The sequence below is a fragment of the Paeniglutamicibacter sp. ZC-3 genome, from assembly GCF_025847175.2.
Classification (GTDB): domain Bacteria; phylum Actinomycetota; class Actinomycetes; order Actinomycetales; family Micrococcaceae; genus Paeniglutamicibacter; species Paeniglutamicibacter sulfureus.
The window spans coordinates 18,961-40,452 of the sequence record NZ_JAOYTG010000029.1 but is presented as its reverse complement, the minus strand read 5'-3'; the positions used below and the strand labels follow the sequence as shown (position 1 = coordinate 40,452).

Sequence of the window (21,492 nt, the reverse complement as noted above, 5' to 3'; positions counted from 1 at the left end):
CGGGTATTTCCGAGCGGCTGCCGAGGTGCTAGCGCTTAGCGCCCAACTGGCCTGGAATGAGCTGCCAACTTGGCCCACCTGCATGGCCGAAACGGCCCAAAGTTTAGCGCTCACACACAAACCGGAGCTGACACTATCCAAGAACCCACCCCTTGCCTCCTCGGGTGTCCCTCTGCCGCTCGTGAGTGCTTCCCCATAGGGTTCGGGTTTGGGTAGCAATGGCGTGAAATGTGCACTTCGGCGCTCTGTGAAGGTTTTCTGTTGTCGTTAGTTGCCGATGACGAGGATGCTTGCAGCCGCTTCGATGACATCGTCGATGATGGTTTAGAGCTGGTTTAGAGCTGGTTTAGAGCTGGTTTAGAGCTGGTTGAAGCGGATGGGCTTCCTGGCGGGGTGCGTTATGCAGCGATCACGGAACGCCTCCACTTAGCGATCAAATCCACGCCGGTAACTGTCGAGGAACTGCCAGAAATCGATCCCGTCTTTCCAGCCGCATCATTAGCGGAACGGGGGCTAGTGGCCGATCCTAGCCACTTTTGGTTATGGTTGGCCACGAACCTAACCCCCCAAACAATTTGAGGGCGTCAGAACGCCGATTAGCTGACATTGAGTGCCGCACCTACGCCGGATAGGAAGTTTTCATGACCACACCTCCCTTCACAGCTGAGAAAGCTGCTGAAATCCGGAAACGGTTTGCAGCAGGAATCAGCAGGGTTCAACTCGCCAAGGAATTTGAGCTGAGCCAAACCGTCATCGGGCAGATTCTCCGCAACGAAGCCGTGGGCAATGATTCACAAAGTGAAGGGTTACGCACGGCACGCGTCCACAACCGGACGAATCCAAGCGGCCCAAAACACGCACCGCGAAAAAACTGGTACTAATCCCGTGAAATCTTGGGGTGCCAACCACCCAGGATTTCACGGCTAGACCCTCACAAGCGGAGGGGCTTCCGGGCCGGGTGCGTTTGCAGCGATCACGGAACGCCGCCACTTAGCGATCAAATCCATAGACAACGTGGTCTCAACAAGATGTCTCGTGATATCCGGTGCAGGGAAGGCCGGACCGGATGTTTGGTGGGACATGTCTGTCGGCATGGGGATCTCGGGAGGGCGCCGACAGCGTAATTGGGACTCACTGGCATCGACCCATCAGGGGGCGTTGCTAATACTTCACCTCCAACCAGTGGTGAAGCGGTAGCCGTTTCCTTGGCGAAGGCAAGCCGTTGGTCCGGGGCCAAGCACAGAACCCCAGGGGCATCGTTAGTTCATCGGCTTGTATGAGCGGTCCTCAAGCATCTCGAAAAGCTTGGGCGCATCGTTCTCGGCGGCGATGGCCTCCATGAAGTGACGGTCCAGGTTTCCGGACAGAGTCACCATGTATGGACGGTTGCGACCGAGACGCTCGAAGATCTTATGCATCATGTCTGTTGCCAGGCCATGCTTCCGGTACTCGTTGTCGACGAAGAAGCCGCTGAGGTAGGTGAACTCGGGTTTGTGCTCCCAGCGTTTGTAGGTAGCCTGGCCGACGATGCTCCCGTCCTTGGTGAATGCCGCCAGCTGGCCCCATGCATCGGTCGGTGTTTCCCCCACCCAGCGAATAATGATGTCGTCCATGCTCGAATTATGGCAGGCCAGCATTAAGCAAAACAAGATCCATGATTACCGCTTGTCATTCTGGGGTATACCCCAACCAGACGTCAGGCGATCATTTCGAACAGTGTCAGATTAGGATCATATTTCTTATTTATGGACATATTGCCTTGAACCTCTTAGACTCTAACCTGACAAATAATTGTTGGCGTTCGAAAATGTGGGGTGGGTTTCGTGGTTGGACAGCGACTTGGGTATGTTCGGGTCAGTACCTTGGACCAAAACGAACAACGGCAGCTCGAAGGTCAAGCCATGGACCAAGTGTTCACCGATCGCGCCTCGGGCAAGGACATCCGGAGGCCGAAGCTCGATGAGCTGATCAGGTTCGCACGCACGGGGGATACCGTGATGGTTCATTCCATGGATCGACTGGCCCGCAACCTCGATGACCTTCGCTCGGTGGTGCAAACCCTGACCGGCAAGGGTGCCCGGGTCGAGTTCGTAAAGGAAGGTCTGGTGTTTACGGGGGAGGATTCCCCGATGGCGAATCTGATGCTCTCCGTCATGGGGGCCTTCGCCGAGTTCGAACGGTCCCTTATTAAGGAACGCCAGCGTGAAGGCATCGCGTTGGCGAAGACCCGCGGGGTCTATAAGGGGCGCAAACGTGTTCTTGGACCGGAGAAGGTTCTTGAGCTTACTGCCCGGGCGGCTGCAGGGATTCCCAAGGCCCAGCTTGCCAGGGAATACGGACTGAGCAGGGAAACGGTGTACCAATACCTGAGGCGCGGCGAAGCCCCAGTGGGACCCGGACCGACCGAAGGCCCCGACATGCCAGCATGAGTCCCGGGAACGATTCGCCGGGGTCAGTTTTCTACTGGCGCACACCTAGACGATTGGGCTCATTGGGTCACCGATAAAACTACTCGTAACGTTTGGAATGCCTCCGAACGTTGCCAATGTCCTTGCGGTCTCTACGAATTCACGCGCCAATTCGTCATTGGTATCAGTGCGCCAAGCAATAGACAACGTCGAAGGTGGAATGTCCTTGACCGGGATAAAAGAAAGACCTGGCCGGTCATAGAAGCGTTGAGTGGAGGCCTGAGTGAAAGCGATCCCACGCTCATTGAGAATGGCCTCGAAGCACTCATCCACAGTTGAAACTTGAGTGCCCAAACGAACTGGGTGACCTTCCCTCGACTGGGTTGCCAACCAAAAATCTCGCCACTTCTCAGGTGCATTGCGTGCGACGAATGGTTGATCATGAACTTGTTCGACGGAAACCTCGGACAACTTGGCTAGGTGCGAACCGTTGGAGACCGCTAAGACCCTCGGCTCAACAAACAACGTCTCCATGGCAAGCCAACCGGCTTCTGGGAGCGGTGGACGCACAAATGCAACATCCGCGCTTCCGTCAGCAAGCCCCGCGGTCGGATCAGAGAACCCATAGGATCTCATCTGGACGTGCACACCTGGATGGTTGTTCTTGAATGCCGCAAGAATCCTGGGTGTCATTTCCGCGGCCGCATTGCTCTGGAACCCAACAATCAAAGTCCCTTTCACACCGCTGGCCGCTTCCTGCGTCATAGAAACAACCCGCTTCGCTGCCGATAGAAGCCGTCGCGCCTCGGTCAATAACACCTCGCCGGCATCGGTCAGCTCAACACTGCGGCTACTCCTGATCAATAAGGGAACACCCAGCTCATGTTCAAGCTTACGGATTTGAACGCTCAGTGACGGTTGCGCTATATGAAGCCTGGAAGCGGCACGGCCAAAATGCAGTTCCTCGGCCACCGCGACAAAATAACGCAAAACGCGTAAGTCCAATTGTGGTTGCTGCATTGGCCAACTGTAACGTCCGTCTCATTTTAGATCCAATAGCCTCAACCTATTGATGAATAGGAGACAAGTATTGGACGCGTCATCGTTCCTTGGACTGGAATGGACATCGCTGGAACCGCCGTTACAAAGCGTCAGCATTCCTGCTTTCGAGGCACGGACATAGAGGTCTGGGCCTCGACGAACACAACGTGAGGAACAACGAGATGACAGTCGCAACACGCGCCCCTTCGGTCGACGCCTGGGCACAGAGCTTCACCGAGGCCAACAACCAAGACCCGGAAATTCAGGCCCACGGAAAGTACTTCACCTGCTCATACATGCTCGACATGGAAGAACACACCTTTGTTGTGCAGGTAGTGTCCGGCACCATCGTCAAGATCTCCGTCGATCCAGGATCCATCGAGGTGCCGTACCAGTTCGCCATTCGAGCTAGTGCCCACACCTGGGGAGAATTCGGCAAGCCCGTTCCCGCACCGATGTACCACGGCATCTGGTCGGCATCATTCCAGCGCGATATGAAGCTTGAAGGCGATGTTCTGGTGCTAATGCAGAACCTGCGCTGCCTAACCCGCCAGATCGAACTGCTGCGTTCCACCGGCGCACCCGTCTAAAAACGAGGAATCCTGACATGAGCAAAATTTCACCCGTTACCGGGCACTACGTCACCGTTGATGTAGACGGCCTTGAGTACAAGGTCTTCTACCTGGAAAACGGCGAAGGGCAACCGTTGGTGTGCCAGCACACCGCAGGCGCACACAACCACCAATGGCGAGGACTTCTGGAAGACCCGGAAATCACCTCCAACTACCGAGTGATCGCCTACGATCTGCCACGCCACGGCAAATCCGATCCACCAGAAAACACGGAATGGTGGACCGAGGAATACCAACTCACCGCTGATCACTATGCCAACTTCATCGTGGCGCTATGTGATGCACTTGATCTGGTTGACCCCATCTTCATGGGCTCCTCCTTCGGTGGCAACATAGCTTTGCAGCTGGCACATCGATTCCCTGACCGCTTTGACGCCGTCATTCCTGTCGAAGGCGCCGACTACTCCCCAGGTTTCTACCTCGATTGGTGGCAGCACCCGCATGCCAACGCTGCACAGGTTTGTGGCAGTGGCACTTGGGATCTCATGGCCCCGCAGTCACCAGATGCCGATCGTTGGAAGACTTGGTTCTACTACACTCAGGGTTCCGAAGCATTCAAGGGTGACCTGCACTTCTACTCGGTGGATCACGACATGCGCGGCAAGCTCAACGAGATCCAGACCGACAAGTGTGCAGTCGTTATGATGACCGGCGAATACGACTACCTCACCACACCGGAAGACGGCGCACGTACCGCCAGCCAGATCCCGAACGCCGAGTTCATCGAGATGAAGGCCATCGGTCACTTCCCAATGAGCGAGAACTACCCCGTATTCAAGGAATACCTGGTTCAGGCGCTCGACTTGGTACAAAGCAAGATCAGCAGCCGCGTATAAAAACGTCATACCCTCATTAGTGCCAGATGTCAGATCTGCGGAAAACAGATCTGATATCTGGCACTCTCGTTGTTCCCGGAATGTCGTTGTCACATCGAATGTCAGCAATGACATCATTGTCGGGCCTCAGCAGTTTCCGACAATGCCGGAAAAGCTTCGCTCGGGTCGTCGGAAAACAATGGCGTGGCAAAGAACGCTGCAAAAACGCTGGCATGGAACGCTGAAATACACAGACCAACGCCAGCTCTGGCCGGAGGTCACGAAGCAAAATCAGAAACTTAAGGGGATCTATAGCGGTTCTTGCCCTACGTCCCTTGACTCAACTTGAACTTCACTTCTGCAAGATCACGAGTTCGCTCCAATGCTGTATTGAAAAGCGTTTAGGCTACCTTGACCGGACACTCTCTTGGGCGGGGCATGTGCGAATCCAACTTCCTTGAATTTTCAACTTTTTTACATCTCGGATTGTTGACGTTCAGGTGTCGCGTTGGGGGATCGGCTTGCGAGATCCCCCAGTCAAGACTGACCATTCCGGAAGAGTCTTCTGTACGGTGCGGTTGGGACTATCCCGGAAGCGGGCGATCTGCTCGATACAACACCACCCATCGACTTCAAAAGGTCGGTCAAGGACCTCGACAAAATGCTGGAACCAGCAAAGATGCGATCGACACAGGCTGGTTGTTTGCTGGGTTATCACTTGTGGCTCCGACGTCAGTTCAGGACGAGGGCACGAGGGACAGCTGAAGCAGCATCCACCAGCCAACCCTCATCCAGCCCTTCCTTTCGAAGCGCCGAAACCAGCTCCTGCAACGCCTGGGGCGGGTAAGGACTATTTGGCTGTCCAGCGTCCGAGGCCAAGACCAACTTGTCGCCTGCGGCCTTTGCGATCCGAGCCAAGTGGCCCGCGGTCATGCCGGGTTGATGCCACATTTGGAAGGCGGTGATCTCCACGAATGCCCCCCGTTCAGCCAATTCCGCTATCTCGCTGACGCTCATCCCGGGCACCGTGTAGGAGGGGTGTGTGAGCAGGAAACGCTTGATGCCACGTTTTTGCGCTTGCTCCAAGAGCCAAACGCACTCCGCGGTGCTCACATGTCCGGTGCACAGCACGGCGTCGTATTCAGCGATGAGATCCAACACCAGGGAAATATCGCTTGCCTGCCGAGCGTTCGGCTCAAGCACCGGGAGTACCGAGAGAACGGTGCGGTCAAGCCTAGGATCCAGATCGCTCAGCCGCGGCAGCGCCGCGGTCTCCTGGGTATGGGAATCGGCAGTCGGAAACCACACCACCCTTCCACCACTTTCCAGTGCCGAAACGACGGCTGCCGGGTTCACGCCGCCGGCCGGCCTGTTGAGTGCGATACCCCCGACAACGTCCAAACCCGAGGACCTGGCAAGTGATGCGGCCCTGCCCACGGTCGATTCGTGGTGCGCTTTGAGCACAAATCCGGAAAATCCGGCCTTGGCGTACTCCCTGCAAATGTCATCGTCGTTGCCGATTCTCCCGATCACGTCTAGTGCGGCATGCACGTGTACATCAAACACTCGAGGTTCTTCCTTTCTTGTTTCTGGGACTCGCAGTCTGGCCGATGAGGCCGTTGGCGACCACGTCGTGGCGGGACTCCGCCAGCACAGGCGACTGCGCTCGAAGCGCGCGCAGTGTCTTGAGATCAAGCGTTGCCTGGAGGGTTTCCTCGGTTGCACCGGCTTGAACCAGAATCTTTCCGTCCGGCCCAACGACCCGGGAACGCCCCCAGAACGTTGCGCCACTGTCGGTTCCGCAACGGTTGATGAAGACCACATAGCATTGGAGCAGAAGTGCCGTGTGTTCGAGAATCACCTGCCACGTCCGTTGCACGAGATCGGCATTCGTTCCCTCGATGCTTGCCACAGGCACGATCAACACCTCGGCCCCGGTTTGTGCGGCCAACCAGGGGATGGACGGATGCCACATGTCGTTGCAAATCACCGTGGCGCACCTGGCGCCTTGGATTTGGGTTGAAACCACCGCATCCCCGGATTCGAAGGACAAGTGCTCATTCCATGGCGCGTAGGAGACCGGGTGTATTTTGTGTTGCACACGGTGCTCTCCATCCCCGGCAATCGCGTACGCGTTGTACGGCGGTCTCAGCTCGGATTCGGCAGCGAATCCAAGCCCTATCGGCGTTCGACTGGAGAGCAGACTCGCCAGACGAAAAGCTGGTTCGCTGAAAATGCCGTGAAGGGCAATTTTCCGAGATTTGAATTCTTCAGCGTCTTGATCCGGTTTTCGCACCTGGCACGGGCAAGGTGCCGGGCATCAAGGAAAGCGACGTTGTCACGCGGGGCATTGGTGAGGAACGCCGTCACCCGGTGCCCGTCAACGTCAAAGAGCGATGCCTTCGCTCCAGGATGCAGCGGTTCTGCCCGTTAAATACAGGCGCGTGTTTGGGGGGCGGGGGGTAATTCTTCAGCTCGATGACCCTGGTGGCGTCGATGACCCATGCGTCATGGCGCTCGTTTCCGTGCTGGTCCAGGGCCAGTTCCCAGTGGTCCTTGTTGACCCTACTATGTCTGGCAAACCACGTCCTGGACTTTTTTCGTCTGGGCCGCGATGTTCAGGACCCGGAACACCCGGCGGGCCAGGTAGCGTTTGACGCAACGCCGGATCTCCTTGTTGGTCTTACCCTCGGCACGGCGTTTCTCGACGTAGTCGCGGGTTTCGGGGTCATAGGTCATCCTGGTGATCGCGGCCATGTGGAGGGCGCTGTTGAGCCTTCTGTCGCCGCCCCGGTTCAACCGGTGCCGAACCGTGTTCCCGGATGACGCAGGGATTCACGCCCGCCAGACAGGCGAATGAAGCCTCGCTGCGGGCCCGTCCCTCGTGGGACCACGCCACCAGGTTTAGCAGCGGCCACTGCCCGGAAGCTCTTCTCCTTGAGCAGGGGCGCGGCCTCGCTGACCTTGACCAGCTCGTCGAGCTTTTGTTCGTTGGCCCTTCAGTTGCTTGTCGAGGTCCAGGACGTGTTTGGCGAGGCGGAGCGATTCGGTCCTGGCGATACGCAATGCCAGTTCTTCCTCGCGCTCGCGCCAGGCGGCGATCTCCTTGATCTGGTGAGCTTCCCTCGGGCATCGATGCCAAGCGCATTGCCGCGTACCAAAGCATTGAGCGCGTTGACCGAACGGGTACGGTCCGCGGCCATGGCTGCGCGGGCTGTCACCAGGATCCGCAGGCCCTGGCGGATCCCCTCGTTCAAGCGGGGACGGCGTAAAAACGGGGCCCTTTGAACCGGTGGGAATGAAGCTTCGACACCTCTATTTTCTCAGTTCAAGTCCCCTTTTTCTCGTTACAGACGGTCAGTGACGCCGGCCCTCATGAAACCGCCGGTCTAGAGCAAGCGACTTAGCTCCGTCGCGTGCTGCTGCATCACCGGGCCCAGTCGATTGCGAAGATCGTCCGTGGTTGTACGCGACGTCGATGCGCTGACCGAGATGGCCGCGACGACGCGTCCCGTCACATCGCGCAGCGGTACGGCGATCGAGAGCAGTCCCGGTTCGAGCTCCTCGTCACCGATGGATATACCGTCGGTGCGGGCGGCCTTGACGCGGCGTTCGATTGCTTCGGCGCTCACCGGGGTGTGAGGTGTGCGCTCGGGGAACGGCGCAGCGCTCAAATACTCAGCGAGCTCAACCTCGCTGAGTGCGCTCAGCAGAACCTGCCCTGTTGACGACGCATAGAGCGGGAGCCGAGTGCCGATGCGCACACCGGTGTGCAGCAGTCGTGACCCCTCACTGCGCGCGATGAAGAGCGAATTGTCGCCATCTCGCACTGCTAGCGATGCCGCCTCGTCGATCGCGTCGCGGATGGCACTCAGGTGCGGCTGCGCGAGCCGGGGGAGGTTCGCCGATTCAGTGTACGTCGAGCCGATCCGGAGCACCCTTGGCGTGGGCGAGAAGAACTTGCCGTCGAAGGTCGTGTAGCCGACTTTGGTGAGCGTATTGAGGCATCGCAACGCAGTCGCTCGGCTTAGCCCCGTCACACGCGCGGCATCGCTGATCGTCAGCCTCGGGAAGTCCTTGCCGAACGCCTCCAGAACGGCGAGGCCCTTCTCAAGGCCTGCCATCGTTTCCTCTGACATAAGAGTGTCCTTTCTTGACATGTGCGACTTCGGTTATTATATTCGATCCCATATGTTCGTAAAGCTTACATCTGTCCGGATAGCGAACGCAATTCGGTGTCGTCAGAATCAAAGGAGCACGCGTGATCGAGTCGAAGGTTACCGCAACAGCGGTAGAAATTAATATGTCCGCCCGTCATTGGCCTGAGCACCTCACCGAGGTGCCGTACTGGGTATTCCAGGACGAGGATGTTTACCGAGCCGAACAGCGCAACATCTTCCATGGCCGGATGTGGAACTATCTCTGCCTCGAGGCGGAACTCGCCGAGCCCGGTGACTTCTGCGCGACCTTCATTGGCGAGCAGCCCATCCTGGTGACGCGTGACCACGACGGCGAAATCTACGCGTTCGAGAATCGCTGCGCTCACCGCGGTTCTCTAATCGCGATGGAACAATACGGCCATGCTCAAGACTTCACCTGCGCTTACCACGCTTGGACCTACAACCTGCAGGGCGACCTCACGGGGGTCGCGTTCGAGGACGGAATTGAAGGAAAAGGAGGCATGGGGTCGAGCTTCTGCAAGGCCGCGCACGGTCCTCGCCGGCTTCGTCTCGCAAACGTTCATGGGCTCATCTTCGGCAGTCTCAACAATGACGTGCCGGAGATCGAGGAGTACCTCGGAATGGAGATCCTCGATCACATCGACCGTGTGCTCGGCGGACGCAAGCCGGTCGTGCTCGGCCGTTTCACGCAAACGCTTCCAAACAACTGGAAGCTCTACATGGAGAACACCAAGGACTCCTATCACGCGAGTATCCTGCACCTGTTCTTCACCACGTTTGGCATCAACAAGCTGAACCAGAAGGGCGGCATCATCGTCTCGCCCAACGGGGCCCATCATGTGAGCTGGTCCGCCAACAACCGCGAGACTGAGGCTGAAGAACACTACAAGGACCAAGGCATCCGTTCTGACGCTGAATATCAGCTCGAAGATCCGTCGCTCGTCGACAGCTTCAGCGAGGTTGGCGACGACATCACCCTGCAGATCCTGTCAGTGGCCCCCGGTTTCGTGCTGCAGCAGATTCAAAACTCGATTGCGGTCCGCCAGGTGCTGCCCACAGGCGTCGAATCCACGAGTCTAAACTGGACCCTCCTCGGATTCGAGGACGACACTGAGGAACAGCAGCTGATCCGGATGAAGCAGTCCAACCTCGTCGGCCCGGCAGGCTTCGTCTCGATGGAGGACGGTGCGATCGGCGGCTTCGTGCAGCGCGGCATCGCGGGTGCGAGCACCGAGTTCGCTACTATGCAGATGGGCGGCGACGAATCCATCTCCAGCGAGAGCCGTGTGACCGAGGCTTCGATCCGGGGCTTCTGGAAGTTCTATCGAGAAGCGATGGGCTTCACGATCGGAAAGGGCGAGTGATGGACGCCTTCACCCTGATCAGCCGAGCCCAGGCCAGCTATGTACGCGCGATCGATGATGGCCCGATCGAGGACTGGCCCGAGCACTTTACGAACGATGCCTTTTATAAGGTCACCACCGCCGACAATCACCGGCGCGGACTGCCCGCCGGCGTCATCTGGGCCAACAACAAGGCGATGCTGCGCGACCGGGTCTCGGCGCTCAAGGAAGCCAACATCTATGAGCCACACGCCTACCGGCATCTGCTCGGCCAGCCCGCAATCCTCTCTGAGGATGTTCAGACAGTGACGAGTGAGACGTCCTTCCTTGTCATCCGGATCACCGGCAACGGCCCGACCGACGTCTTCGCGAGCGGTCGCTACCTCGACGAGTATTCGCTCGCTGGCGGCAAGGCCTTGCTGTCCCGCCGGGTCGTCGTTTGCGACAGTTCCCGCACCGACACGCTGCTGGTGCTTCCGCTATGACAGTCGCCGATCGGCTGCTCTTGAGCATCGGTGATCCGAACGGCAGCGGTGCCGACATCGCCGCCGCGGCCGTTGCCGCGCTCGGGGCCGCCGCTCCAGTCGTGGTCGGAGACCGACACGTCTTCGCACCCTCGGCCGAGCGGCTGGGGCTCGCGGTGCGCGACGCTGTGCCGGGTGTGATCGCAGAACCTGGGGTGTGCGACTTCATCGACGTCGGGGTGCTGAAGCCCGCCGACTTCGCTCCCGGCAAGGTGACTGCGGCCGCGGGCACAGCGACGATCGCATACGTGACCGAAGCGGTGCGCCTTGCGGCATCCGGAGACTATGCCGGGGTGGTGGCCTGTCCGCATTCGGAGACTGCGGTACGCCAGGCCGGCATCGAATTCGCGGGTTACCCGCCGCTCATCGCTGAGCTGACGGGCATTCCGGAGGAGAAGGTCTTCCTCATGCTGGTCGGCGGCGGGATGCGAATCGCTCATGTGACCCTGCACGAGCAGCTCTCGGAGTCGATTGCGAAGCTCACGCCGGACCGCGTGGTCTCGGCCGGGGTCGCACTGAACACAGCGCTGCGCCGGATGGGCATCAGCATGCCCGCGATCCACGTGTTCGGCATCAACCCCCACGCGAGTGAGGGTGGCTTATTCGGCGGCGACGACGCGCGGGTCACCGAGCCAGCGGTGGCGAAGCTGCGCGAGCTCGGCATCGACGCGGTCGGCCCCACCGGTGCGGACGTCGTGCTCGGTGGGACTCGCGACGCCGACGGCTACCTCGCGATGTATCACGACCAGGGTCACATTCCGATCAAAACGGTCGCCAGACGCGATGCTGCGGCGGTGACGATCGGTGCCGGCGTCTCGTTCTCAAGCGTCGGGCACGGGCCGGTGTTCGGCAAGGCCGGGCTCGGCACGGCGGACCCGAGCGCGGTGCTGTCGGCCCTGCGCTTACTTGCCCATTCGGACTGGAAGGAATGACATGAACACCATCAGCATCAAACGCTCCGAGGTCGCCTTCGAGTGCGCACCGGAGCAGACCATTTTGGAAGCAGCCGAGAGTGCGGGCTGGGTGATCCCGTATTCGTGTCGCAAGGGCGTGTGCGACACATGCGTCGGCACCCTGACGTCCGGCGAGGTCGACGTTCCGGGCACCGGCGCCGTCTGCGGCCCGGCCGAGGTGCACATGTGTCGCGCGCGGCCGGTCGGTGACGTCGAGATTGCGCCGAAGAGGATCGAGGCGCGCACGGTGCCCAAGCGCAAGCGCCTGACCACCACCGTCTACCATCGCCGTCAGGTCGCCCCGAGCGTTACGATCCTCGATCTGCGGTACCCGATCGGTCGGCGCACGCCGTTTCAGGCCGGTCAGTTCCTCAACGTGATCCTCGACGACGGCGACACCCGTTCGTATTCGCTCGCCAACTCGCCCCAGCACAACGACCTCGCGCAGCTGCACGTGCGTCACACGGCAGGTGGCGCGTTCTCGGCACGGATCCTGCAGCAGCTCGAGTTCCACGACACGGTCGAGATCGAGGCGCCGTTCGGCGAGTTCTTCGTCGAGGACTCGGATGATCCTGAGGAGGGATTGATTTCCGAGGATCCGATCCTGCTGCTGGCCACAGGCACCGGATTCGCCCCGATGCGGTCGATCATCCTCGACCACATCGCGCGCAGGAAGACCCGCCCCGTCCACCTATACTGGGGTGCGCGGAGTGTCGAGGACTTCTACCAGATGGATCTTCTCCGTGCTGCGGCCAAACGCTTCGACTGGTTCTCGTTCACACCCGTTCTCTCACGCCCCGATTGTGACTGGGACGGTGCCACCGGATGGGTGCAGCAGGCTGCCATGAACGACCATCCGGACCTCACCGGCCATAGGGTGTATGCCTGCGGCAGCGAAACAATGGTCCACTCAGCAGTCGACGATCTCGCCCGCAAATGCGGGCTCGACCCCGAACGGTTCCACTCTGACGCCTTCGTCTCCGCAATTCCGAAAAAGACGTTCGTCGGTTAGCCCCAATGCCAATCGGCTAAGGGCATAGATGAGGGCCAACCCTCTGGTTCCGGCGCTGCGACCAGGTAAAAGACACAGTGTTTGGCGCGTCAGACCCCATATACCCAGGCTTGCAGGCATGCCGGTTTATTCAAGCAAAAAAAGACCTAGTCTACGGTAACCCTGAACTGGTCTAGTCGTTCTTCTGAAATCTTCACGATGATGTGACGTACATAATTTGGTTCTGTGTAGACAGAGCCCGGAGGGTGAAATATGAGTAGGCAACAGAATGCCGTCGCCGTTGAGAAAGAGGGTCCGCAAGGCAAGGATGCGATGGACACCGGTGGCGGGCGGAATTGGTGGTTAATTCTCGCTGGCCCGATAGTTGCCTTCGTTCTGACGCTGCTACTTCCGGGCAGTCTGACCTTTGAAGGACGGGCCATTGCCGGAATTGCGATCTGGATGGCACTGTGGTGGATGACCGAAGCCGTGCCGATTCCGGCAACCTCGCTGCTCCCGCTCATCCTCTTCCCACTCGTCGGAGCAGGAACCCTGGAGGAGGTAGCCAGTCCCTACGCCAACTCGGTCATCTTCCTAGTTATGGGGGGTGTAATACTCGGTCTGGCAACACAGAAATCCAACTTGCATCTGCGAGTGGCCTTGCTGACCATCAAGTTGGTGGGGACCAAACCCGCACAAATCGTCCTCGGCCTGATGATTGCCTCAGCTTTCATCTCTATGTGGGTGTCCAGCACCGCGACCGCAGTGATCATGGTGCCGATCGCCTCCTCCATCATCGGGCTGGTGCGGAAGCTCGATAGCCGCGCCTCCGGGAAGAAGTTCTCCGCCGCCATGATCCTCGGCGTCGGCTACGGCGTAACCATCGGTTCCATGGCGACGATCATCGGCCAGCCGCCGATGGCCTTGATGACGGCATACCTGTTGGAATCGCAGAGCTTCGAGATGGGCTTCGGTCAGTGGATGCTCGTCGGGGTGCCCCTTGCCGTGGTCATGACGGCAGTGTGCTGGCTGGTGCTGACCAAGATTGTCTTTCGCCCCGAGGTAAACGAGATCCCCGGTGGAAGCGAATTGATCCGAGAGGAGCACCAGAACCTCGGATCGATGCGGACTGCGGAAAAGCGAGTCGCACTGGTCTTCCTGGTCGCAATCTTCTTCTGGGTGGCGATCCCCTTCATCGCAGAGATCGCAGTGGTCCAGGAGTACCTGCCGTTCCTTGCATCGATCTCGAATGCCCAGGTCGCGATCGCCGCCGCCGTGGCCTGTTTCATCGTGCCAGCTGAAAAACGCCGTGACAACCCGAAAAGTGAGGCCCTGCTCAGTTGGTCCGCCACACGAGAGGTTCCCTGGGGACTGCTACTGCTCTTTGGGGGCGGACTGTCGCTCTCGGCGATGTTCACCGCCACAGGGCTCTCAGAGTGGGTCGGAACCCAGGTTTCCGGACTGAGTTTCCTGCCTAACTGGGCCATCGTCCTTGCCGTCATCATCGTTGGACTAGCACTGACCGAGCTGACTTCGAACACAGCCACTGCGGCCGCTTTCTTCCCGATCTTCGGTGCGGTAGCCGTAGGCGTGGGTGTGGATCCGCTGATCATGACGATCGCCGTAACCATGGCAGTCTGCTCCGCATACATGCTCCCAGTAGCAACTCCCTCCAACGCGGTGGCCTTTGGCTCCGGGGAGATAACCATCAAGCAGATGGTGAAGGCCGGCTTGTGGATGAACACGATCTCCCTGGTGCTGATCATGATCGTCCTGCATACCTTAGTTCCGCTGGTCTTCAACGTTAGCCTCTAGAAAAGGGAGTGAGAACGCGGAACGAAGAAACCCAATGTTATTGGGTGATGATGAACTAGACCCCGAAAGTTGGACTCGGCAACTAAGAGTCTACGCAGCCAGGGCCTGGGCCCGATATTCCATCGGGCTCAGGCCCTGCAGCGTTAACGATATGCGCTCAAAGTTGTACCAACGAATGTATCCTTCAAGCTCGGCAATGAATCCACCGGTGTCGGTGGATTCCTGGCGGTGGAATATCTCTTCCTTTGGGTGTCCGAAGAAGTTTTCCATCACCGAGTTATCCAGGCAGTTGCCCCAACGATCTTTGCGAAGAACAGACCGAAGAAGCCCTGACGTTTCCCCTGGCAGGGATCACCGTCGTTGACTTCACCCAGGTCTTCATGGGTCCAAGCGCCACCCAAATGCTCGGGGACTTCGGTGCTGACATCATCAAGATCGAACGTCCCGGTGCCGGGGACATCGCACGCAACTCCTTTCCTGACCGGGGCGGCCAAGACAACCCGATCTTCCTCTCGATCAACCGCAACAAGCGCAGCCTGTCCGTTGACACCTGGCAAGAGGAAGGGCGCGCGGTCCTGCGCCGAATCATTGCCGAAGCCGACGTGGTGGTGAGCAATTTCCGCAACGGGGCCATCGAACGGATGGGGTTTGGATACGAGGAGCTTTCATGCGAAAATCCTCGACCGGATCAAAAAGGGACGCCACAGCAATGGAACGAGCTTGCGATATTGGGGCGTTGGCCGTGCCGCCCAGGCGGAGCGGTCGCGGCGATTGCGTGACGAGCTGCTGGCCAACGGGTGGAACCAGGAACGGATCGCGGCCATACGGTACAACCACGACCCGGACACCCACCTTGTTCTAGGCCAACCCTGTTTTAGGCCTCGGCGGGTTCGGAAACACTAGCGGCGGAATCAGCGACGGGAAGATACTTCTTCAACGTCGCGGAGCTGATGCCCAGACGCGCTGCGACCGCGCTCTTGGATTCCCCCGTGTCGATCATCCGGGCAATGACATTGCCGGATTCCTTGCGGGATGCTTCGGCGTCGGCCTTGCCCTGGGCAATGATTCTCTGCGCCTTTTCCTGCGCTGCCGTCTCAGTTTCGTTGGCTGCCTCGTCGAGTTCGATGAACTTCGCGGCGAGTTCGATGAGTTCCTCGTGTCGGGCGGTGAAGTCGGCTGCCTTCTGGCGCGCCTTCTCCCGTGCCGCAACCTGCTGTGCTGACTTGCGTGGCGCTGCCATGTCATTCCTCTTCCGTGAAACCTAACGGTCAGTGAAAACGACCCCGCGCGGGGCGCGGGCGCGCCATCTTCGACGCGCGGGGCGGACCGTTCTTCGCCCGGACTGTTTGGTGTGGTGGGTTGCCCACAGGTGCACGGCAAAAGATCAAGTCCTCCGGTCTTTTCCCGCACCCAGGTGGATAACCCACCACCTGCGGTTCTACACAATCGAACGAACCGTGGATAACGAAATGCACGTTACCCACCGCCCATTCTCATGTGCAGAACCGCATCAAATCCTTGATGGCCTGATCATAGCGCGAATCCCGAACTGTTTTCTTCGTCCCTCGAATCAGGAAACGACTATTATCTGTCACACCTCTTGCATCATCGATAAATTAGGGGGTTCGCGCTAAGATGAGTGCATGATGACCCTCCACAAGCTCAGCGCTGGGGACGGGTATCAGTACTACACCAGAGAGGTCGCCAGCGCGGACGAGTATCGCGCAGCCGACCGTCAGCTTGGCGATTACTACACCGCAGACGGGAACCCTCCCGGCCAATGGGGCGGTGCCGGCATTTCGCTTCTTGGCGTTGACGGTGAAGTCACCGAAGCGCAGATGGCCGCACTTTTCGGTGAAGGCCTCCACCCCAACGCAGAAGCTCTGTTGGCCGAGGACCCCAAAGCCGACGTTCGTTTGGGCCAGCGATACAAGCGCTTCGAGCAGGGCGACAACGTTCTTTCGGCACGCATCAAGACCGCCATGGGCGACTTCGAACGACTTGAGAAGCGCGCACCAGGGCCCGATGACCGCCGCCTGATCCGTTCCCGCGTGGGTGCCATTTACTTCCGTGAGCTGAACTCCCGGAACCCCAAGGATAAGGAAGAACTTGGCAGGTTTATCACCGCCCAGACGAAGCCGGCCGCGCAGGCCGTGGCCGGTTACGACCTCGTGTTTGCCCCCGCGAAATCCGCCTCCGTGCTGTGGGCCGTGGGTGGCACCGAGGCCAGGAAGGCCATCGAGGCAGCCCACCACGAAGCCATTGAAGAGGCCATGGCATTCCTTGAATCCGAGGCCGTGTACACCCGGCGCGGACGAAACGGTGTCCGCCAGGAGGACGTTGAGGGCGGCTTGGTTTACACCAAGTTCCGTCACTACGATTCCCGCAACGGGGACCCGCAGCTGCACGACCACGTGGTGGTTTCCAACAAGGTCATGGGCAAGGACGGCAAATGGTCATCCCTCGACGGGCAACCCTTGCACCAGTACGGGGTCGCCGTATCCGAGTTCTACAACCGCAAGGTCATGGAGAAAATCACCGAACGCCTAGGCGTGGGTTTGATCGAACGCCAGGTCGCGGGCAAGCGTCCCATCATGGAGATTGCCGGGGTCGATATCGCGGCTATCGAAGCGGCTTCCTCGAGGCGCACGGCGATCAAACCGGCGCTTGACGAACTGGTGGAAAAGTTCACCGAAGACCACGGGTATGCCCCCAACAGCAAACAGATGATCGACCTGGCCCAGCAAGCAACGCTGACGACGCGGCCAGTGAAGAAGGAAGCCCGACAGCTCTCCGTGCTGGTCCAGGAATGGACCCGGGACCTGGGCAAGGTCGAGGGCGTTACCGTAGGACCGAAGGCCTTGACCGCGGCCAGGGAACACCGCTTCGATGCACGGATCAAGGCGGCCAAGGACGCCCCGGGATGGATGGTCACCACCGCCGATGAAATCGATCCGGCGCAGGCAGCCCAGCACGTGATCGGCGTGCTTGAACGTTCCCGAGGCTCATGGGGAGAACACCACATCGACGCCGAAACCCGTCGCCTACTGGGTTCCCGGTTCGGGGATGTGGCCATCCCGGCGGACCTCCTGGAGCAGGTCAAAGCCCGCGCCATCGACCAGTATTCACTGCTACTGACCCCCGCCGAACGCGCACCCCTCGTGGACTCCTTGACCCGCCTTGACGGGTCCTCCAAATACGCCAAGGCACACCGGGCAATCTACACTTCTGCCGGTGTCCTGCACAGTGAAGACCGCTTGCTGGAGGCAGCACAGAAGCAGGTGATCCCGGCCGCGACCGGTGAAGCCTTTGAGCGCGCCCTACTGAAACAGGGCAAGACGTTCGATGCCGGGCAGCTGGCCATGGCACGCGAATTCGCGTGCTCGGACAAGCTGCTGCGTGTGGGCGTCGGCCCGGCAGGTGCCGGCAAGACCACCGCGCTGCGGTTGGCAGCCGATACCGTCAAGGAAGCCGGCGGGAAGGTCATTGGCCTGGCCCCCACCGCCGCCGCGGCCGCGGTAATGTCCGGCGAACTCGGAGCCGCGGCGACCACCATTGACTCCTTTGTCCTGGCACACCGGACCGGATCGGCAGATGCGATCATCCCCGCGCCCGGGGATGTGATCGTGATTGACGAGGCCGGAATGGTCGGAACCGGGCTCTTTGCCCAGGCGGTGACCATTGCCGAGCAGCACGGGGCTGTGGTCCGTGCGCTGGGTGATGACCAGCAGCTTTCGGCCGTTGGTTCCGGTGGTGCGTTGCGCCTGATCCGCAACGAGGCCGGGGCCGTGCATCTGGAGGATCTGCACCGCTTCCGCAACCCGGATGGGACCGCGAACGAGGAAGAAGCAGCGGCAACCCTGGCACTGCGCGAGCCGCCGAGCATCGGGGCCGATGATCCGTGGACGTTCTACCGCACCAACGGTCGCATCGTCGGGGGAGACGTCGAAACCATGACGGCCGAGGTGTTCTTGGCCTGGCAGAAGGACACCAACGCCGGAAAAAGTTCGGTGATGATGGCCTTCGACAACAACACCGTGACCGAGCTGAACGCCCGCGCCCAGTCGTACCGGATGGCCACCGGGCAGATCAGCGAAGGCACCGGCGCTTGCCTGCGCGACGGGCTCACCGCCCACGTCGGGGACGTGGTGGTGACCCGAAAGAACAACCGCCGCATGTCCCTGAACCAGGGCAAGGACTTCGTGAAGAACAACGATGTGTGGACCGTGACCGGCGTCCACGAGGACGGCAGCCTCTCGGTGAAGCACCGGGACCACGCAGGGTCCACCACGCTTCCGGGTGCCTACGTGCAGGAATCGACGATGCTGGGTTACGCCTCAACGATCCACCGCACCCAGGGCATGACGTGCGATACGACCCACGCGATGCTTTCCTCCGGGCTGACCCGCTCCCTGGCCTATGTGGCAGCCTCCCGTGGCCGGGAATCGAACCATCTCTATGGTGCCTTGGTGGAGGGCGAAACGCTCGACGGGCTGTTGGAGTCCGTGGCAGCGAACCACGACACCAACCTCACCGCGCACGAGCTCGCGGCCGCCGCCCGCGCCCAAGCGCGTTCGATCCCGCAGAAGTCGGCCGCGTACATCGATATCGATGAGCAAGCCAACATGGAACGGATGAAGACCCTGGCCCGTCGCTCCCTGGGCGACAGTGACGCGCAGGGGCTCATTGAGGAACCCGCCTGGGAAGCGTTGGCACGGACCATGGTCACTGCCGAAAAGGCCGGGGTCAACGTCTCCGATGCGTTGGCCGGCGCATACGCCGAGCGGGATTTCGACGATGCCCAGGACAATTCCGCCGTGATGGTCTGGCGGCTCGAAGCCGAGACCGCCGGCACCCTGGACCTGGCCACAGGTGTTCGGCCCCTGGCCAACGTCTCCGATGACCATCTTGCCGCTTTGGCCCAGCGGGCGGCCGAGCACAAGATCCGCGCCGGCAATGTCCTGTCCCAAGACCCCGGCACCACACCCAACACCGGCGACGCCGGTCAGAAGCCCTGGACCCAGCGCCTCTATGGGCACCTGAGTGACAATGCCTTGGAGGCACGGATCAAGGCCGCGGCCGATAAACGTGACCGCCAGATCCCTTCGGACCCCGAAAACCAATCCGTGGCCCTGTCCTGGCAACTGTGGAAGCTGAACAGCGAGAAGCAGGTCCGCGAGCAACTGCCCGAGGCCGCCTTGCTGCGCGAGACGCTACAGCGCGGCGGCACCGAACGCGACAACCAGGCCGGCCACATCATGGAGAGGATCGAGCGCGAACAACTCATCCGCCAACGCATCCTGCCCGAACGCCCGGCCCCGGTCATCCCCGACGGGTTGCCCGACTGGGTGGCCCCCGCCGATGCCGCCGCGCACTGGGACACCCCGGGACTGTGGAGGCAGGAACTTTTGGAACGCCGCCAGGAGATGGTGCCCCAGTTCAACCGGCTTGGCTCCGAGCTGGCCGCCGAGCCGCCGGCCTGGGCCCAAGCGCTGGGCCCGGTGCCCTCCGACATGCAACGCCAGGAGCAGTGGCGTCGTCTGGCCGCCGAGGTCGCCGTGTATCGCCAGACCTACCGCATCCCTGTCACCGAGGCGACCGCGATCCCGGCCGACCACCGGGACAAGGCTCTCGGTGACGAACTGAATGCGAGGATCACCGCCATGCACAAGTACACCCAGCAGACCGCCCGAGAACCCCTCTCGGGCGACGACGCACGGTTGATGCACGAGGCCGCCGAGGTGGAGACCCGGCTGGTGGAAGAACAGGCACCGGCAGAGCAGGTCATCGACCACCTACGGACCCAACGCGCTCAGGACTCCACCCTCACCGCCGAACAGGCCCGCGCCGAACGCATTGCCGAACTCTCCCGCCGCCTCAAGGCCTCACGGCAGAGCCCGGGGGAAGCCCCGGTCGAGAAGTCCCAGGCATACCAGGAAGCCGTGGCAGCCATTAAGAAAGCCCGCAAGGCCGATGGCCGTGAACGCAAGAACGATGGACAGGAACAAGAGCCGGTGAACCAGGCCACGGAGACCCGTCGCACGTTGCGCGCCTACCAGGAAGCAGCCGAACGGAAACGGCTGCAACGACGTGACACGGACGACGGGCCGAAACAAGGGGAGGACCGCGGCCCCCGCTACAGCCGCTAGACATCCTGGAAATCATGACATTGGCGCGTACACGGCAAGCGTTACACCGCAAACCTCTACAATCCAAGGCTGTGTCTGAGCCTCGTGCGGTGTCTCGGTAACGAGTTACCGAGACACCGCACAGCCTTAGCATCGGATATTTGACGAGTTCACAATCCGTCCCGAACTGGTCATCGAGGTCCGCCACGCTCTCACGAACCCGCCTTAGCCACCGAAATTAAACGGCGGTCAGGGGTGGGTCGGTGGATCGAGGCCTAGTGGTGGTCCTAGAACTCATCTTGTGAGTTCGGTCGTACTCCTCGGCGAATTCTGTGGCGACAACTTGATTGCCGCGGCAGAACGTACACATGCTGTCCATGAGTCCGAATACACCGCGGCCGTTGCAGCGCGGGCATTCAACCTCATCTTGTGAGTTCGGGTCGTATCAAAATTTTCACCATGCCGCTATTGTGGGGCACGAGAGGCCCCTCTATTCGACAAGCTCCGGCCAGAGGATTGGGGCATCGATGCCAGCTGAAGCGCTGAGGAAACCCAGGCTGCTTCTGAGAGGGCACATCTTTAGAACACGAACTTTCCCACGACTGATCCGTGCCTCAAGAACAACGGGCATATGCAGCGCTGCTGTTAGAACATTGGCTAT

Annotated in this window: 17 protein-coding genes and 3 pseudogenes; 11 read left to right on the top strand and 9 right to left on the bottom strand. The window is 60.2% G+C overall.

The genetic code is table 11. The features are described from left to right. Positions 1-641 precede the first annotated feature (641 nt). Positions 642-881: a hypothetical protein gene (locus OIU93_RS19605; protein WP_264271732.1), complete on the top strand. Its 240-nt coding sequence runs from the start codon at positions 642-644 to the stop codon at positions 879-881. A 378-nt stretch (positions 882-1,259) separates the two neighbouring features. On the opposite strand, the gene OIU93_RS19600 is transcribed toward OIU93_RS19605, so the two are convergent. After that, complete coding sequence (locus tag OIU93_RS19600) at positions 1,260-1,613, bottom strand: GNAT family N-acetyltransferase (protein WP_264271731.1); 354 nt, start codon at positions 1,611-1,613, stop codon at positions 1,260-1,262. A gap of 210 nt (positions 1,614-1,823) precedes the next feature. On the opposite strand from OIU93_RS19600, the gene OIU93_RS19595 reads away from it, so the two are divergent. Next, positions 1,824-2,429 carry a recombinase family protein gene (locus OIU93_RS19595; protein ID WP_051060019.1) on the top strand — a complete coding sequence of 202 codons (606 nt, stop codon included), beginning with the start codon at positions 1,824-1,826 and terminating at the stop codon, positions 2,427-2,429. Between the two features lie 45 nt (positions 2,430-2,474). Here the strand turns inward: OIU93_RS19595 and OIU93_RS19590 are convergent, their stop codons facing one another. Then, a complete protein-coding gene (locus OIU93_RS19590) occupies positions 2,475-3,428 on the bottom strand; it encodes a LysR family transcriptional regulator (RefSeq protein ID WP_007273011.1) in 954 nt (317 codons plus the stop codon). 203 nt (positions 3,429-3,631) lie between these two features. Between OIU93_RS19590 and OIU93_RS19585 the strand changes: the two genes are divergently transcribed. Continuing rightward, the gene (locus OIU93_RS19585) at positions 3,632-4,039 is read left to right on the top strand and encodes a hypothetical protein (RefSeq protein WP_007273010.1); all 408 of its coding nucleotides are present in this window, start codon (positions 3,632-3,634) and stop codon (positions 4,037-4,039) included. 17 nt (positions 4,040-4,056) lie between these two features. Beyond that, entirely contained in the window at positions 4,057-4,917 is an 861-nt protein-coding gene (locus tag OIU93_RS19580) for an alpha/beta fold hydrolase (RefSeq protein ID WP_264271730.1), read from the top strand. A gap of 711 nt (positions 4,918-5,628) precedes the next feature. Here the strand turns inward: OIU93_RS19580 and OIU93_RS19575 are convergent. From OIU93_RS19575 to OIU93_RS19555, 5 genes and pseudogenes are all read right to left on the bottom strand, one after another. After that, entirely contained in the window at positions 5,629-6,429 is an 801-nt protein-coding gene (locus tag OIU93_RS19575) for a DUF6282 family protein (protein ID WP_264271735.1), read from the bottom strand. Between the two features lie 25 nt (positions 6,430-6,454). After that, positions 6,455-7,192 carry a nitrilase-related carbon-nitrogen hydrolase gene (locus tag OIU93_RS19570; protein ID WP_264271729.1) on the bottom strand — a complete coding sequence of 246 codons (738 nt, stop codon included), beginning with the start codon at positions 7,190-7,192 and terminating at the stop codon, positions 6,455-6,457. Then, positions 7,117-7,454: pseudogene (locus OIU93_RS19565) on the bottom strand (IS1380 family transposase); the annotation flags it as partial. The gene OIU93_RS19570 and the pseudogene OIU93_RS19565, both read right to left, overlap by 76 nt. 10 nt (positions 7,455-7,464) lie before the next feature. Then, positions 7,465-8,168 (bottom strand): annotated as a pseudogene (locus OIU93_RS19560) (transposase); the annotation flags it as partial. A gap of 117 nt (positions 8,169-8,285) precedes the next feature. Beyond that, positions 8,286-9,035 carry an IclR family transcriptional regulator C-terminal domain-containing protein gene (locus OIU93_RS19555; protein WP_264271728.1) on the bottom strand — a complete coding sequence of 250 codons (750 nt, stop codon included), beginning with the start codon at positions 9,033-9,035 and terminating at the stop codon, positions 8,286-8,288. 122 nt (positions 9,036-9,157) lie between these two features. Between OIU93_RS19555 and OIU93_RS19550 the strand changes: the two genes are divergently transcribed. The 5 genes from OIU93_RS19550 to OIU93_RS19530 all read left to right on the top strand — a co-directional run bounded on the left by OIU93_RS19550 (position 9,158) and on the right by OIU93_RS19530 (position 14,703). Then, the gene (locus OIU93_RS19550; protein WP_264271727.1) at positions 9,158-10,441 is read left to right on the top strand and encodes an aromatic ring-hydroxylating dioxygenase subunit alpha; all 1,284 of its coding nucleotides are present in this window, start codon (positions 9,158-9,160) and stop codon (positions 10,439-10,441) included. Further along, positions 10,441-10,905 carry a nuclear transport factor 2 family protein gene (locus OIU93_RS19545; RefSeq protein ID WP_264271726.1) on the top strand — a complete coding sequence of 155 codons (465 nt, stop codon included), beginning with the start codon at positions 10,441-10,443 and terminating at the stop codon, positions 10,903-10,905. The genes OIU93_RS19550 and OIU93_RS19545 overlap by 1 nt, the downstream gene beginning before the upstream one ends. Next, the gene (locus tag OIU93_RS19540; protein WP_264271725.1) at positions 10,902-11,876 is read left to right on the top strand and encodes a PdxA family protein; all 975 of its coding nucleotides are present in this window, start codon (positions 10,902-10,904) and stop codon (positions 11,874-11,876) included. The genes OIU93_RS19545 and OIU93_RS19540 overlap by 4 nt, the downstream gene beginning before the upstream one ends. Position 11,877: 1 nt before the next feature. Beyond that, positions 11,878-12,909: a 2Fe-2S iron-sulfur cluster-binding protein gene (locus tag OIU93_RS19535; RefSeq protein ID WP_264271724.1), complete on the top strand. Its 1,032-nt coding sequence runs from the start codon at positions 11,878-11,880 to the stop codon at positions 12,907-12,909. A gap of 252 nt (positions 12,910-13,161) precedes the next feature. Then, complete coding sequence (locus OIU93_RS19530; RefSeq protein WP_264271723.1) at positions 13,162-14,703, top strand: SLC13 family permease; 1,542 nt, start codon at positions 13,162-13,164, stop codon at positions 14,701-14,703. Between the two features lie 90 nt (positions 14,704-14,793). Here OIU93_RS19530 and OIU93_RS19525 read toward each other — a convergent pair whose 3' ends face one another. Beyond that, complete coding sequence (locus OIU93_RS19525) at positions 14,794-14,973, bottom strand: IS3 family transposase (protein ID WP_264271722.1); 180 nt, start codon at positions 14,971-14,973, stop codon at positions 14,794-14,796. Between the two features lie 59 nt (positions 14,974-15,032). On the opposite strand from OIU93_RS19525, the pseudogene OIU93_RS19520 reads away from it, so the two are divergent. After that, positions 15,033-15,383: pseudogene (locus tag OIU93_RS19520) on the top strand (CoA transferase); the annotation flags it as partial. 194 nt (positions 15,384-15,577) lie between these two features. Here OIU93_RS19520 and OIU93_RS19515 read toward each other — a convergent pair. Beyond that, a complete protein-coding gene (locus tag OIU93_RS19515; RefSeq protein ID WP_264271721.1) occupies positions 15,578-15,943 on the bottom strand; it encodes a helix-turn-helix domain-containing protein in 366 nt (121 codons plus the stop codon). 403 nt (positions 15,944-16,346) lie between these two features. Between OIU93_RS19515 and mobF the strand changes: the two genes are divergently transcribed. Then, positions 16,347-20,852, top strand: a complete 4,506-nt coding sequence (mobF, locus tag OIU93_RS19510; protein ID WP_264271720.1) for a MobF family relaxase — start codon at positions 16,347-16,349, stop codon at positions 20,850-20,852. The last annotated feature ends 640 nt before the right edge of the window (positions 20,853-21,492 follow it).